Raw genomic sequence first — 13,646 nt, 5'->3', positions numbered from 1 at the left:
AAAAAAAAACGCAAAAATATAATTTAAATTAAAATTTTAAATATTAAGCCATAAAAGCTAAGCAAAATTAAAATTTTAAATGAAATTTTAAAGCCACAAAACTAGGCAAAATTAAAATTTTAATGAATATTCCATTTTCTTTTATAGCTAGGTTTTAGGTAGCTTTTATCTATGTAGCCAAGCTCGATTAGTTTGTTATAAACCCTTGCGGCTATTGGCCCGCTGGTTGAGCCGCCGTGCGCGCCATGCTCTACTAGCACGCTTACGATGTATTGTGGGTTTTCGATTGGCCCATAGGTTGTAATCCAAGCGTGAGAGCGGTTTAAATACTCCATTTCTTCTTCTTTTATGCGCTTGGCTTGGCTTTGGCTAATGCCTACGATTTGGGCTGTGCCAGTTTTTGCAGCTAGTCTTATGCCAGCTGTTCTAAGCGGGTAAAAGGCTGTGCCGCCTATTTCATTGGCTGTGGCTATCATTCCATCTCTTATGGATTGTAAATAAGCTTTTTGCTTTTTGTTTAAAATTTCTTTTTTATCCCAAGTTAATGGCTTGCCGTCAATTTTAATGGCAAAATGCGGGGTTAGCTCATAGCCTGTGGCAAAAATGGCTGTGTTTTTAGCAATTTGTAAAGGCGTGGCTAAGAAATTTCCCTGACCAATCGAGGTATTCATAGTATCGCCTTGAACCCAAGGGGTGCTAGAATGCCTGCGTTTCCAAGCAATGCTTGGTGCTACGCCGATGTATTCATTTGGCAAATCCACGCCCGTTTTACGCCCAAAGCCAAAAAGCTCTAAAATAGGCGAAATTTTTTCTATGCCGACATTGTAAGCTCCGCGGTAAAAGTAAGTATCGCAACTAGTTTTCAAAGCTTCAATTACGCTCATATTTTCTCTAAATCTATCTGTCCAGTTGCGAAAACGCCTATCGCCCAAAGCAAAATAAGAATCGCATAAAATTTTGCTTTCTGGCTCGTAAATTCCGCTATCAAAAAAGGCCATTGCCATAGTCATTTTAACCGTGCTAGCTGGCGGATAGAGCGCATTTACTAGTTTATTTGTAAAGGGGTGGTCGTTGTGGTTTATAAGCTCGTTCCATTCTTTTTGGCTAATGCCTGTAACAAAAGCGTTTAAATCGTATTCTGGGAAACTAGCAGCTGCTAAAATTTCGCCATTTTTAGCGTCCATTACTATAATAGCACCGGCGCGCTCGTTGCCAAAGGCGTATTTTAGGGATCTTTGTAAGCGTAAATCGATTGATAAGGTTATATCCTTGCTTGTAGGATAAACCTGCTCTAAGACTTCTATTTCTTGGTTTAGCGCGGTTACTTTAATGCGCCTTTGGCCTTTTTGGCCTTGGAGTTCATCGTTGTAATATTTTTCAATGCCTGTGCGGCCGATGTAGTTTGTAAGCTTTGTAAGTGGCTCGTTTTGGATATCTTCTACATTAGCGCGCCCGACATAGCCTATTACATGGCTTGCTAAATTGCCCTCAGGGTAAAGCCTTTTAATGGTAGGATTTACTTGTAATGATGATTGCATACTTAAAAGCGTGTAATAAGGCAAAACTCTTTCATACTCCATAAAATCAACAATAGGCACATAATCTTGATTATAGGGAGAATCTAAGCGTTTGTATTCTCTAAAAAGCTTGGTTTGGTTTAAATCGGTAAAAATTTCGCCAAGAAAGGCTAACTCTTTTTTAATGTCGTTTTCTTTTTTAATATGTGGTTTTAATAAAATGGCAAAGCCAAGATTATTTACGGCCATAGGATCGCCATTGCGGTCTAAAATTTGGCCACGATTTGGGGCGATTTGCTCTGTTTTGATGGCGTTATTTTGAGCGATTTGCTCGTAATATTCATTTGATTTAACGCTTAAATAATAAACTCTTATTAATAAAAGCAACCACACACAAGCAAAAATGCCATAAGCTAAATACATTCTCATAATCTAACCTTTTTGAAAAACCAAAAGCTAAAAATGCTCTCAATCAAAGCATAATACAAAAGAAAATGAGAATAGCTCAAAAGCTGGGAATCCACAATATACAAAAATAAATTACTAATAAAAAACATACCAAAATATGCACTAAAATTAAACATCACAAACATAAAAAATTGATTTCTTACATTTATAATCAACCAATCGTGCATAATATAATAAAACACAAAAAACACAACCACAGAACTTAAAAAAGTAAAGCCATTTAATTGCTCAGCAAAAAGCAAAAATGCAAAAGCCAAATACCAATACCCAGCAAGGCCGCTTAAACTGCGCTGGGCATCACTTTTAGAAAGTATCAAATAGCTAAAAAATACGCCTATTAGTGGTGGCAAATAAATAAAAGCGGTGCTTAGCATTTCATAAAGCACTACGCTTATGGCACTAAATAAATAAAATGGCGTAAAAATACTATTTTTAGCCTCGTTTAATTGCATTTTTGCCCTTTAAAAATAACAAAAATTATAGCAAAAAATAATAAAAAAGCAAGAAAAAATGCTAAAATTTTTATGAAAAAAAAGTAAAAAAATGCTTAAAATTTATGCTATAATTTCGCAAGCTCACATTAAGCTAATCAATCAAAAAAGGAGGGCAAAATGATTGCTATTAATTATGAAAAATATTCAAATATGACAGAAAGACAGCTTTTAACTTCTCTACTAAACGCAGAAAAAAAAGAAATTAAAATGAAAGCTGATTTACAAAAAAAAATTAAAGCTAATAGCGATTTAATTTCATTTTTGAAAGCGAAATTAAAAGAACGAATTGATAAGCCAAAAATAGAATTTATATCTCTAAAAAATTCAGGGCATATTGAAAAAGCAAATAAATATTTAAATTCTCTTACAAGCGCAGAACAGGCAAAATTAAGGCAAGAAGTAGATGATGAAATAAATAGGGATTATGGCGATGCACTATGAAATACAGCTTACAAAACAAGTTTTAAAATTTTTGAATAAATTAGAAAAATCTACGCCTAGCGAACATTCTAAAATTGTAATTTTTTTAAATGAAAAATTATCAACAAGTGATAATCCTTGTAAGCTACCAAACGCAAAACGACTTACGGGATTTGCAGATAATCGTTGGCGCTGGCGTTTAGGTGATTATAGAATAGTTGCTAAAATTGTAGATGGCGAATTTAAAATTATTGAAATAATTAAAATTTCAAAGCGAGATGAAAGCACTTATAAAAATTTAAAATGAGTAATATTTCAAGCATAAATTTTAAAAATTATTAAAATTTTAAGTTTTAAAGTTTTTAAATTTTAAACTTGCCGAAATTTTAAAATTTGCTTAGATTTTAAAATTTGGCAAAATTTTAAAATTTGCCAAAATTTTAAAATTTCAAAAAATAGCAAATTTTAAAGTGCCTTAAAGCTGTTTTCTATGGCCTCTATGACTTTTTCTAGGCTGTTTTTGCCCATTTTTGTGCAAATAAAGCTAGTTTCAAACTGACTAGGCGCAAGATAAACGCCTCGTTTTAGCATTTGATTATGAAATTTCGCATACATTTTGGTGTCGCTTTTTAGGGCATCGGCGTAGTTTTGGATCTTATTTTCATTAAAGAAAAAGCCAAACATCGAGCCGCGATGGGCGGTTTGAATGGCGATGCCTTTTTTCTTTGCGCTATTTTGTATGGCTTTTAAAATAGCTTTTGCCTTGTCGTTTAGTTTTTCGTAAATATGTGGCGTGGCATAAAGCTTGCTTAGCGTGGCAATGCCTGCTGCCATGGCTACTGGATTGCCATTTAGCGTGCCTGCTTGATAGACGCCACCTTGCGGGCTGATTAAGCTCATTATTTCATCGCTTCCAGCAAATGCGGCCACATTCATACCCCCACCTATAACCTTGCCAAATGTTACTATATCAGCTTTTACTTTATTAAACTTATAACTGCCCGTAAGGCTAGCTCTAAATCCGCTCATAACCTCATCAAAAATCAGCACCGCGCCATTTGCACGGCATAAATCCCTAAGGCGCACTAAAAAGGTCAAATGCGCTGGGACAAGCCCCATATTACCAGCGATTGGCTCTATTATCACAGCACCTATTTGATTGCTTTTAGCAAAGCAACGCTCTACGCTGTGAATGTCGTTATAAGTGGCTAAATGCGTGTGTTTGATAAAATCATTTGGCACGCCATCTGAGCTTGAAGTGCCAAAAGTAGTAGCCCCGCTACCAGCTTTAACCAGCAAACTATCGCTATGGCCGTGGTAGCAACCTTCAAATTTTATAATATCATCTTTTTTGCTATAAGCTCTGGCTAGGCGAATAGCACTCATTGTAGCTTCTGTGCCACTAGCGCAAAAGCGAATTTTATCAAGCCAGCTAAATTTGCTTAAAATTAACTTAGCTAGTTGCGTCTCAAGCGTGCAAGGCGCGCCAAAGCTTAGCCCTTTGCGAGCTGTTTTGATAACTGCATTTACCACATCTTTATCAGCATGCCCTAAAATCATCGGCCCCCAGCTTAGCACAAAATCAATGTATTTTTGCCCTTGGATATCGTATAAAAACTCATCTTTTGCCCGCTCAATAAATACAGGCGAACCCTTTACGCTTTTAAAAGCGCGCACAGGCGAATTAACGCCACCGCTTATGTAATCTTTGGCTTTGCTAAAAGCTTTTTCGTTAGTCATTTTTTGTCCTTATTGAGTGATTGAAGATAATCATAGAGAGTTAAAATTTCATTATCTGTTAAAAAATATCGTGGCATCATATTTTTTGTTTTTTCTACTGATGAGTTTTTTACTGCTTTGTAAAAAATTTCGTATTCTAAATTATTGATTCTTGGGGCAACTAGCTTTTTGCTTTGTAGCTTTGATGTGGCTTTATCGTAAATTTTATATATTGAAATCACCTTGCCATCGCCTTTTTCGCCGTGGCATTTATCGCACCCTATGCCACGCGGATTAGCAAAAAGCATTCTAGCGTATTCACTTTTAGATATAAAATCCTCAGCATTTAAAAAGCCAAAACAGCAAAAAATTAATGCGCATAAAAAAATATAAGAAAAATTAGCCATTTATTCAACTTGTGCTTAAAAAAATTTTGCTATCATACGCATTTTTTAATTAAAAACGCATAAAAAGGACGCCAAATGACTTTAATTGATGGTAAAGCCACAAGCCAAAAAATAAAAGACGAAATCAAAAATGAAGTTATAAAACTAAAACAAAAGGGCATTACGCCGACTTTGGCGGTAATTTTAGTAGGCGATGATCCAGCAAGCCAAACCTATGTAGCAAGTAAGCAAAAGGCTTGTTTGGCGTGCCAAATGGGTTCTGTAATGCATAAATTAAGCGCGAATACAACAGAGCAAGAATTAATTAGCCTAATCGATGTGCTAAATGCTGATGATAGCATAGATGGGATTTTAGTTCAGTTGCCATTACCAAAGCACATAAACACAAATGAAATTTTACGCAAAATAGACCCAAAAAAAGATGTAGATGGATTTTGCGCTCAAAATATGGGCGCGCTAGTTAGCGGATTAAATGGCTTTGTGCCTTGTACTCCACTTGGCATAATGGAGCTTTTAAAACAATACAATATCAACCCGCAAGGCTTAAATGCCCTTGTGATCGGGCGCAGCAATATAGTAGGCAAGCCTATGGCAGCACTTTTATTAAATGCTGGTGCTACCGTAACCATAGCACACTCAAAAACCAAAAATTTAGCAGATTTAAGCAAAAATGCTGACTTAATAATAGCAGCTATTGGCAAGGCAAATTTTATAAAGCCAGAAATGGTAAAAGAAGGCGCAATAATCATCGATGTAGGTATAAATCGCCTTGAAAATGGCAAATTAGTTGGGGATTGTGATTTTGAAAATTTAAAAGATAAATGCGATTTTATCACGCCAGTGCCAGGTGGAGTAGGCCCTATGACTATTGCAATGCTACTATCAAATACCCTAAAATCAGCAAAAGAGCGTAAATTAAATGAAAGATAAAATCATAAAAGCTTTTAGTGCCTTTAATAAATTTAGTGCTAGCTGGACTGGCACTATAATAATTGTTTTATTTTTTATATTTTTTGTAGCCCAAGCCTTTGTTATACCAAGTGGCTCTATGAAAAACTCACTTTTGATAGGCGATTTTTTGTTTGTGAAAAAATTTAGCTATGGTATGAGTATTCCGCGTATTCCTTGGCTTGAAATTCCCGTAGCTTTTGATTTTGACAAAGATGGGCATTTATGGCAAGGCGAGCGTCCAAAGCGTGGCGATATAGTGGTGTTTCGCTATCCATTAGAACCTAAAATTTATTATGTAAAAAGAATGTTTGCAAAATCTGGCGATGAAGTGATTTTTTCCCCAAATACTATGTATTTAAGGGCAAGCGAGGGCGATGAATATATGAAAAAAAATTATGATCAAAATGATTTAGTAAGGCTAAATGGCAAGCTTTTTATCAAAGAACCTTACAAAAATGCTGGCATTCATTATGATTTAAATGAAAGAAAAGATAATTTTGGCGGACAAAAATTAGATATTTTTACCATCGCAATGCTTGCAAAATCAAAAGGGCAATTTGCTATGGATCCTATTTATGTAGATGAATTGCCAGCACTTCAAATAATAGATGATGCTAGCTTTAATGCCTTTTATTTTAAGGTTAAAGATGATGAGTTTTTTATGGTGGGAGATAACCGCGAAAACAGCAATGATAGCCGTTTTTGGGGTGCGGTGGAGTATAAATATATAGTTGGTAAGCCGTGGTTTGTGTATTTTAGCTGGGATAAAGATTATAAGGTGCGCTGGGAGCGCGTGGGTAGATTCGTTGATAGCTTAGAAAATGATCCAAAATACGCCAAAAGCGCCAGGGATTAACATAAAAATTTACTTAAATTTTAAAATTTTAATTTAGGTAGTTTTAAACTTTTAATTTAAAATTTTTAAAGGATAAAAATCGATGAAAGTATTTCTAGCTAGCGATCATGGGGGGTTTTGCGTTAAAGAATATGCAAAACAAGTACTTGATGATTTGGGCATAAGTTATGTGGATTTAGGCACGAATAATGCTAGCCAAAGTGTGGATTACCCTGATTTTGCGCTGATTTTGAGCGAGCATTTAAAAACTGATTTGAATGCTTTTGGGATTGTAGCTTGTGGCACTGGCATAGGCATTTCAATGGCCGCAAATCGCCATAAACACATTAGATGCGCGCTTTGCCACGATCAAACTAGCGCAAGATTAGCAAGAGCGCACAATAACGCAAATGTGCTAGCTTTTGGTGGGCGAATGCTTGGCAATGCCGTAATACAAGATATTATAAAAACATTTTTTAGCACAGAGTTTGAAGGCGGCAGGCACGAAAGGCGCATTTTAAAATTTAGTTAAATTTTAAAATTTAGCAAAATGCTAGGTAATAAAATATCATTTAATAAGGATATAAATGACAATAGATTTTATATTATATACTTTTTTAATATGTTTAGTTATTTATCTTGGGGTGATGGCGTTTTATTATAAAACTTTGCTTAATAAAGAACGCACGATGCGAGATTATATGAAAACTAATCTTGATGATACCGAAATAGTTATTCGTAAATTACAAGTCCAGCTCCAAAGAAGCCTTGGCAATATCGATATATTAACAGATGAACTAAATAAAATCAAAAGCGATGTAACAGGACTGCGCACAAGAAATTCTCAATACCGCTTAGAAAATGATAAATTAAATCAAAGAATTAAAGAGCTTGAGGGCAAAATAGAAGCTCTATTATAAAAAAAGGATAAAAATGGATTTTCAAACAAAATTACTAAACTCAATCCGCCAAATACCAAATTTTCCACAAGATGGCGTGCTATTTTACGATATAACCACGCTTTTAAATGATAAGGATATGTTTAATGAACTGATTTTGCATTTAAAAGAGCGTTATGAAAAGCAAAATATTGATTTTATAGCAGGCATTGAAAGTCGCGGATTTATTTTTGGCGCAGCACTTGCAAGTGAGCTTAAAAAAGGTTTTGTGCCTATAAGAAAAGCTGGCAAACTCCCCTATACCACAATCTCACAGCACTACGCGCTCGAATACGGCACGGCAAAAATTGAAATGCACATAGATGCTTTTAGAGATATTAAAAATCCGCGTGTGCTTTTGATTGATGATTTAATAGCTACTGGTGGCACGGCAATAGCTAGCACAAAGCTAATCAAACAGCTAAATGCGCAATTAGTTGAGGCTTGTTTTATTATTGATTTAGTAGGCCTTGGCGGGACAAAAGCATTAAGCAAAGAGTGTAAAATTTATAGCGTTTTAAGTTTATGATAAAGGTGAAATTTTGGAGAGTTTTTTTGAAAATCTTTTATATCAATATAAAGATTATTTTTATTTAATTATTTTTGGCTGGTGTATTTTAGAAGGTGAGCTGGCTTTGATTTTGGCTGGGATTTTAGCGCATAAGGGCGATGTGAATCTTTATTTGATTATTTTTGTAGCTGGCCTTGGCGGTTTTGTGGGGGATCAAATTTATTTTTATATCGGGCGTTATAATAAAAAATACATACAAAAAAAATTGCGCTCACAAAGGCGAAAATTTGCCATAGCGCATTTATTGCTTGAAAAATACGGCTGGCCAGTGATTTTTGTGCAACGCTACTTATATGGCTTTCGCACGGTTATACCAATGAGCATAGGCATTACAAGGTATAGCTCAGCCAAATTTGCTTTTATAAATCTTATTAGTGCTTGGATTTGGGCTGGGATTACTATAATATTAGCGTGGTATTTTGGCGAGGAGATTTGGGAATTTATACATTTAATAGAGCAACATTGGTATATCGGCGTGCCGTTGCTTGTATTGATTTTAGGCACATTTGTATATGGCTTTAAAAAATTAGAAAAAACTATACTTGAAAGAAGGGAGCTAAGAAAAAATGAAAATCACACTAAGTGAAAAAAAACTAAGCCAGATTAAGGCTGATTATGAATTAATTTTTATAGTGGATAAAAATTTAAACAATGAGTTTATAAAAGATCAAAATGAGTTTAGCTTTTATGATTATAAAGGCAGTGGCGTGCTGAGCTTAAACGAGCAAAAGCGCGTGTATGTGGGCATTAAGGATTTAAGCCTTAGTTCTTTGCGCGATGGAGTAGCTAGCGGGTTAAGAGCTATTAGCGCGTTTAAAATTTCTAGCGTGAAAATGGCTAGTTATTTTAGAGATGATGCTGATAAAATGAGCTTTTTAGCTCTTAGCGAGGGCGCGATTTTAGGGCTTTATAGCTACCAAAAATACAAAAGCGAAAAAAAAGAGCAAAATATTAAAGAACTAATCATCTCAACCCAAAGCTACACCAAACAAAAACCAAAAAATAAAAAAGCACTTTTAGGCTTAGAATACGGCACAATCATAGCCCAAGCCACAAATACAGCGCGCGATATGGTAAATGAAACCCCGCAAAATTACACGCCAAAACGCATGGCAAAAGATGCTATGGATTTAAGCGAGCAAATACCAAGCATTAAATGTGAAATTTTAGATGAAAAAGAATTACAAAAACAAAAAATGGGCGCGCTACTAGCCGTAGGGCAAGCTAGCCCAAATCCGCCACGCTTAATTCATCTAAGCTATAAAGGCGCAAGCAATGCCTTAAAAATCGTAATTGTCGGCAAGGGCGTTACTTATGATACTGGCGGACTTAGCCTAAAACCAAGCGATTATATGCTAACGATGAAAGCTGATAAAAGCGGAGCCATAGCTGCGCTAAATGCCATTCGCGCAGCAGCACTTTTAAAATTACCATTTGAAATTCACGCAGTCCTAGGCGCAGTAGAAAATGCCATAGGCTCCAAAGCTTATAAACCTGATGATGTGCTTATTTCGCATTCAAAACTTAGCATAGAGATTAAAAATACAGACGCTGAGGGTCGCTTGGTGCTAGCTGATGCGCTTAGCTGGGCGCAAGAAAATATAAAACCTGATTTAATTATAGATATAGCAACGCTTACAGGTGCTTGCGTGGTAGGGCTTGGAGAATACACCAGCGGGATTTTAGGCAATAATTATGATTTACAAAGCGAGTTTTATAAATTAAGCAAGGCAAGTGGCGAGTTTTTTAGTATTTTGGAATTTAACGAGCATTTAAGAGAGCTTTTAAAATCTGATATTGCCGATATTAGCAATGCTGCAAACACGCGCTATGGTGGCTCGCTTACGGCTGGATTATTTTTAGATAAATTTATAAAAGATGAATACAAAGACAGGTGGCTTCACCTTGATATAGCAGGGCCTGCTTATGTAAATAAAGCTTGGGGCGTAAATCCCTCTGGTGCTAGCGGGGCTGGCGTGCGAGCCTTGGTGCATTATTTTTTGGGACTTGATAATTTAATACAAGATGGCAAGGATATTGTTATTTCGCCACTAAAACAAAAAATCGCTAAAAAATCACCTAATAAAAAGGCTATAAAATGAGTTTAGCAGTAGGAATTTTAGGCTTGCCAAATGTAGGCAAATCCACGACCTTTAACGCCCTAACAAAAGCCCAAAACGCCCAAGCAGCTAATTATCCATTTTGTACTATCGAGCCAAATCACGCAATAGTTGAAGTGCCAGATTTTAGATTAAATGAGCTTGCTAAAATCGTAAATCCACAGCGCATAATGCATTCGCAGATTGAATTTGTCGATATCGCAGGGCTTGTGCGCGGAGCTAGTAAGGGCGAAGGGCTTGGTAATAAATTTTTAGCAAATGTGAGAGAAAGCGCACTGCTTTTACATATCGTGCGTTGCTTTGATGAAGAAAATATAACGCATGTAGAAAATTCCATCGATCCCTTGCGCGATGTCCAAACAATAGAAACCGAGCTAATCTTAGCAGATATTGAACAACTAAGCAAAAAAATCGAAAAGCTAAGCAAAGAGGCTAAAAGTGGCACGAATAAAAACGCAAAAGCGCAATTAGAGCTAGCAAATGAGCTTTTAGCTCACCTAAATAACGGAGAAAAAGCAAGCTTGTTTAATAAAATCGATAATGAAATTTTTGCTAGTTTAAATAAAGAATTAAGGCTTTTAAGCGCAAAGCAAATAATCTATGGCGCAAATGTAGATGAAGCTGGGCTAAGCGCGGATAATGCGTATTCTAAGGCCTTAAAAGAATACGCAAACAGCCAAAATGCGCCTTTTATTAAATTATGCGCTAAGCTTGAAGAAGAATTAGTAGCACTTGATGAAGAAGAGGCTCATCAAATGCTTAATGAGCTTGGCTGCGAGCAAAGTGGCTTAGAGCTTATAATCAAAACCGCTTTTGAAAAACTTGGCTTAATTAGCTACTTCACAGCAGGTGTCCAAGAAGTGCGCTCATGGACGATTAGCAAAGGCTTTAAAGCACCAAAAGCAGCTAGCGTGATACATAATGATTTTGAAAAAGGCTTTATTAGGGCTGAGGTGATTAGCTATGATGATTTTATAGCTTGTGGAGGCGAGGCTAAGGCCAAAGAGGCTGGCAAAATGCGCTTAGAGGGCAAGGATTATGTGGTCGCAGATGGCGATATAATGCATTTTAGATTTAATGTTTAAATTTAATATTTAGATTTAAGCTGGGCTAAATAAAAATTTAATTTAGCCCTTTTGGCAAATTTTAAACGCGCAAATTAAACGCGCAAATTGAACGCGCAAATTTTAACCATTTAGCAAAAAAAAATTATAAAAACTCTTTTGAAATTTTAAAATTTTAAAATTTCAAAATTTAAGCAAATAAAATCAGCAAAATTTTAAAATTTAAGCAAATAGAATTAGCAAAATTTAACCCGCCGATAACACGCTTTATTCTACGGTTACGCTTTTTGCTAAGTTTCTTGGCATATCTACATCATTGCCTAGTTTTATTGAAATTTCAAGCGCAAAAAGCTGTAACGCAATCATCATTTCAAAAAACTCACACATATAATGATTATGGGCAAAACTAGCTATATAATCATCAGCTATATCAATCTCAAATGGCGAAATAGCCGTGATAAAAGCGTCCCTTGCAGCTAATTCTTCTACATTGGATTTTGTTTTTTCATATAATAAATTTGCTGGCAAAAGTGCAATAGTATAAAGCCTTTCATCAGCAAGCGCGATTGGGCCGTGCTTCATCTCGCCCGCTGCATAGCCTTCGGCGTGAAGGTAGCTAATTTCTTTTAATTTTAGCGCGCCTTCAAGCGCTAGCGGATAAAAAATATCGCGCCCGATAAAGAAAAATCCATGCCCGTGTAAATAATGCTTACAAAGACGGCGAATTTTTTCTTGTAAGGCTTGTTTATTGGCTAAAATCATCGGCACTTGGCTTAGGGCGTTTTTGTGCGCTTTTATGCTATCTTGCGCGCTAAAATCAGCATTATTTAAATTTTGATTTTCTAAGGCTAAGTTTTGCTCTTTTAATTCGCCAAGGCGCAAGGCAAGCAACCACAAGCAAATTATTTGCGTAGCAAATGCCTTTGTGCTTGCTACGCCCTTTTCAATGCCTGCGCGCGTTAAAAGCACTTCTTGTGAAAGGCGCACTATGCTTGAATTATCCACATTACAAATAGCCAAGGTTTTAAGCCTTGCATCTTTGGCGATTTTTAGGGCTTGGAGAGTATCGGCTGTTTCGCCACTTTGTGAGATTGCTATAAAAAGCGAGTTTGGATTTAAAAAGGGGTTTTTATAACGAAACTCGCTTGCTATTTCTACTTTTGCTCTAATTTTTGCAATTCTCTCAAACAAATAACTAGCCACCAGCGCTGCATGATAGCTAGTCCCGCAAGCACAAAGCACAACCTCATCAATGCCTAAAAGCACGCTTTCATCGATATCTAAGTTAATTTTTTCTCCATTTAAACGCCCCATTAAGCATTCATTTACAACCTCGCTTTGTTCAAAAATTTCTTTTTCCATAAAAAAGCGATAACCGCCTTTTTGCGCGTAGCCTTTGTCTTTTGGCAAGTTTGTGTAGTTTAAGTTTATTTGCTCGCCTTTTGCGTTAAAGGCTTTAATTTGCGCATCTTGCTCGTAAAAAGCCACGCCATAAACCCCATCATCTAAATAAGCACCCTCATCACATGAGCCAATTAGCGGCGCATCTGAGCTTGCAAAATAAATATTTTGGCTATCTTTACAAATCAAAAGTGGCGCAGCATTTTTGGCAAAAAATATAGAATTTGGCGCATCTTTTGTAATTAGCAAGGTAGCAAAAGCACCGCGAAGCCTTGAAATAGTCATTTTATAAGCTTGTAAGGGCGAAGTTGCGCTTTTATTATAATGCTCAAATAAATGCACTATCACCTCGCTATCTGTTTGGCTAAGAAAGCTAACGCCTTGCGCGCTTAGCTCGTCTTTTAGCTCTTTGTAATTTTCTATTATGCCATTGTGAATAACAAAGCTATATTTGCCAAAATGCGGATGGGCGTTTATTTCATTTGGTTTGCCGTGCGTTGCCCATCTTGTGTGTCCTATGGCTGCGCCTAAGCCAGTGCTTGTAAAATCAGCGCATTTTAGCCTTAAATTTTCTAGTTTGCCAGTGGCTTTAAAATATGAAATTTGCGCCTCATTAGCATTATGCTCAATCACTCCAAAGCCAGCACTATCATAGCCACGATACTCTAACTCTTTTAAGCCGTTTAATATAATGCTTTTTTTTTCATTTTTGCCGATATAGCCTATTATCCCACACATTCT

The 13,646-nt window shown here is 36.2% G+C and carries 15 protein-coding genes; 10 read left to right on the top strand and 5 right to left on the bottom strand.

Going from position 1 to position 13,646, the window contains the following annotated elements; genetic code table 11:
- Nucleotides 1–119 precede the first annotated feature (119 nt).
- Together mrdA and CINF_RS02410 are read right to left on the bottom strand one after the other, a co-directional pair.
- Nucleotides 120–1,946, bottom strand: coding sequence for a penicillin-binding protein 2 (mrdA, locus tag CINF_RS02415; protein WP_179975612.1), 1,827 nt, complete (start codon nucleotides 1,944–1,946; stop codon nucleotides 120–122).
- Complete coding sequence (locus CINF_RS02410; protein ID WP_179975611.1) at nucleotides 1,943–2,437, bottom strand: hypothetical protein; 495 nt, start codon at nucleotides 2,435–2,437, stop codon at nucleotides 1,943–1,945. The genes mrdA and CINF_RS02410 overlap by 4 nt, the downstream gene beginning before the upstream one ends.
- A gap of 159 nt (nucleotides 2,438–2,596) precedes the next feature.
- Between CINF_RS02410 and CINF_RS02405 the strand changes: the two genes are divergently transcribed.
- Together CINF_RS02405 and CINF_RS02400 are read left to right on the top strand one after the other, a co-directional pair.
- The gene (locus CINF_RS02405) at nucleotides 2,597–2,920 is read left to right on the top strand and encodes a hypothetical protein (protein WP_179975610.1); all 324 of its coding nucleotides are present in this window, start codon (nucleotides 2,597–2,599) and stop codon (nucleotides 2,918–2,920) included.
- Nucleotides 2,910–3,206: a type II toxin-antitoxin system RelE family toxin gene (locus CINF_RS02400; protein WP_240156146.1), complete on the top strand. Its 297-nt coding sequence runs from the start codon at nucleotides 2,910–2,912 to the stop codon at nucleotides 3,204–3,206. Before CINF_RS02405 ends, CINF_RS02400 begins: the two co-directional genes overlap by 11 nt.
- A gap of 158 nt (nucleotides 3,207–3,364) precedes the next feature.
- Here CINF_RS02400 and hemL read toward each other — a convergent pair whose 3' ends face one another.
- Together hemL and CINF_RS02390 are read right to left on the bottom strand one after the other, a co-directional pair.
- A complete protein-coding gene (hemL, locus tag CINF_RS02395) occupies nucleotides 3,365–4,639 on the bottom strand; it encodes a glutamate-1-semialdehyde 2,1-aminomutase (RefSeq protein WP_178696624.1) in 1,275 nt (424 codons plus the stop codon).
- Nucleotides 4,636–5,025, bottom strand: a complete 390-nt coding sequence (locus CINF_RS02390; RefSeq protein ID WP_178696623.1) for a c-type cytochrome — start codon at nucleotides 5,023–5,025, stop codon at nucleotides 4,636–4,638. Before CINF_RS02390 ends, hemL begins: the two co-directional genes overlap by 4 nt.
- Nucleotides 5,026–5,100: 75 nt before the next feature.
- Here CINF_RS02390 and folD point away from each other — a divergent pair, with 75 nt between their 5' ends.
- The 8 genes from folD to ychF all read left to right on the top strand — a co-directional run bounded on the left by folD (nucleotide 5,101) and on the right by ychF (nucleotide 11,525).
- A complete protein-coding gene (gene folD, locus CINF_RS02385) occupies nucleotides 5,101–5,955 on the top strand; it encodes a bifunctional methylenetetrahydrofolate dehydrogenase/methenyltetrahydrofolate cyclohydrolase FolD (protein WP_179975609.1) in 855 nt (284 codons plus the stop codon).
- Nucleotides 5,945–6,832, top strand: coding sequence for a signal peptidase I (lepB, locus tag CINF_RS02380; RefSeq protein ID WP_179975608.1), 888 nt, complete (start codon nucleotides 5,945–5,947; stop codon nucleotides 6,830–6,832). The genes folD and lepB overlap by 11 nt, the downstream gene beginning before the upstream one ends.
- Nucleotides 6,833–6,914: 82 nt before the next feature.
- Entirely contained in the window at nucleotides 6,915–7,343 is a 429-nt protein-coding gene (gene rpiB / locus CINF_RS02375) for a ribose 5-phosphate isomerase B (RefSeq protein ID WP_178696620.1), read from the top strand.
- Nucleotides 7,344–7,398: 55 nt separating this feature from the next.
- Complete coding sequence (locus CINF_RS02370) at nucleotides 7,399–7,731, top strand: hypothetical protein (protein ID WP_178696619.1); 333 nt, start codon at nucleotides 7,399–7,401, stop codon at nucleotides 7,729–7,731.
- Nucleotides 7,732–7,744: 13 nt separating this feature from the next.
- Entirely contained in the window at nucleotides 7,745–8,278 is a 534-nt protein-coding gene (gene apt, locus CINF_RS02365; RefSeq protein WP_178696618.1) for an adenine phosphoribosyltransferase, read from the top strand.
- Between the two features lie 13 nt (nucleotides 8,279–8,291).
- Complete coding sequence (locus CINF_RS02360) at nucleotides 8,292–8,906, top strand: DedA family protein (RefSeq protein ID WP_178696617.1); 615 nt, start codon at nucleotides 8,292–8,294, stop codon at nucleotides 8,904–8,906.
- Nucleotides 8,887–10,422 (top strand): leucyl aminopeptidase, encoded by a 1,536-nt coding sequence (locus tag CINF_RS02355; RefSeq protein WP_179975607.1) that lies wholly within the window; start codon nucleotides 8,887–8,889, stop codon nucleotides 10,420–10,422. Before CINF_RS02360 ends, CINF_RS02355 begins: the two co-directional genes overlap by 20 nt.
- The gene (gene ychF / locus CINF_RS02350) at nucleotides 10,419–11,525 is read left to right on the top strand and encodes a redox-regulated ATPase YchF (protein ID WP_179975606.1); all 1,107 of its coding nucleotides are present in this window, start codon (nucleotides 10,419–10,421) and stop codon (nucleotides 11,523–11,525) included. Before CINF_RS02355 ends, ychF begins: the two co-directional genes overlap by 4 nt.
- A gap of 246 nt (nucleotides 11,526–11,771) precedes the next feature.
- Here ychF and glmS read toward each other — a convergent pair whose 3' ends face one another.
- Nucleotides 11,772–13,643 (bottom strand): glutamine--fructose-6-phosphate transaminase (isomerizing), encoded by a 1,872-nt coding sequence (gene glmS, locus CINF_RS02345; RefSeq protein WP_179975605.1) that lies wholly within the window; start codon nucleotides 13,641–13,643, stop codon nucleotides 11,772–11,774.
- Nucleotides 13,644–13,646: the final 3 nt, after the last annotated feature.

Origin of the sequence: Candidatus Campylobacter infans, assembly GCF_013416015.1 — a bacterium.
GTDB classification, from domain to species: domain Bacteria; phylum Campylobacterota; class Campylobacteria; order Campylobacterales; family Campylobacteraceae; genus Campylobacter; species Campylobacter infans.
Note: the sequence above shows the minus strand (reverse complement) of the source record. Positions and strands in the feature narration are given on the sequence as shown.

What these genes read in the sequence shown, in the direction of transcription:
- CINF_RS02400 (WP_240156146.1), top strand. Translation starts at nt 2,910, where the DNA reads ATGCACTATGAAATACAGCTTACAAAACAAGTTTTAAAATTTTTGAAT.
- CINF_RS02370 (WP_178696619.1), top strand. Translation starts at nt 7,399, where the DNA reads ATGACAATAGATTTTATATTATATACTTTTTTAATATGTTTAGTTATT.
- lepB (WP_179975608.1), top strand. Translation starts at nt 5,945, where the DNA reads ATGAAAGATAAAATCATAAAAGCTTTTAGTGCCTTTAATAAATTTAGT.
- ychF (WP_179975606.1), top strand. Translation starts at nt 10,419, where the DNA reads ATGAGTTTAGCAGTAGGAATTTTAGGCTTGCCAAATGTAGGCAAATCC.
- folD (WP_179975609.1), top strand. Translation starts at nt 5,101, where the DNA reads ATGACTTTAATTGATGGTAAAGCCACAAGCCAAAAAATAAAAGACGAA.
- rpiB (WP_178696620.1), top strand. Translation starts at nt 6,915, where the DNA reads ATGAAAGTATTTCTAGCTAGCGATCATGGGGGGTTTTGCGTTAAAGAA.
- CINF_RS02410 (WP_179975611.1), bottom strand. Translation starts at nt 2,437, where the DNA reads ATGCAATTAAACGAGGCTAAAAATAGTATTTTTACGCCATTTTATTTA.
- hemL (WP_178696624.1), bottom strand. Translation starts at nt 4,639, where the DNA reads ATGACTAACGAAAAAGCTTTTAGCAAAGCCAAAGATTACATAAGCGGT.
- mrdA (WP_179975612.1), bottom strand. Translation starts at nt 1,946, where the DNA reads ATGAGAATGTATTTAGCTTATGGCATTTTTGCTTGTGTGTGGTTGCTT.
- CINF_RS02390 (WP_178696623.1), bottom strand. Translation starts at nt 5,025, where the DNA reads ATGGCTAATTTTTCTTATATTTTTTTATGCGCATTAATTTTTTGCTGT.
- CINF_RS02355 (WP_179975607.1), top strand. Translation starts at nt 8,887, where the DNA reads ATGAAAATCACACTAAGTGAAAAAAAACTAAGCCAGATTAAGGCTGAT.
- apt (WP_178696618.1), top strand. Translation starts at nt 7,745, where the DNA reads ATGGATTTTCAAACAAAATTACTAAACTCAATCCGCCAAATACCAAAT.
- glmS (WP_179975605.1), bottom strand. Translation starts at nt 13,643, where the DNA reads ATGTGTGGGATAATAGGCTATATCGGCAAAAATGAAAAAAAAAGCATT.
- CINF_RS02405 (WP_179975610.1), top strand. Translation starts at nt 2,597, where the DNA reads ATGATTGCTATTAATTATGAAAAATATTCAAATATGACAGAAAGACAG.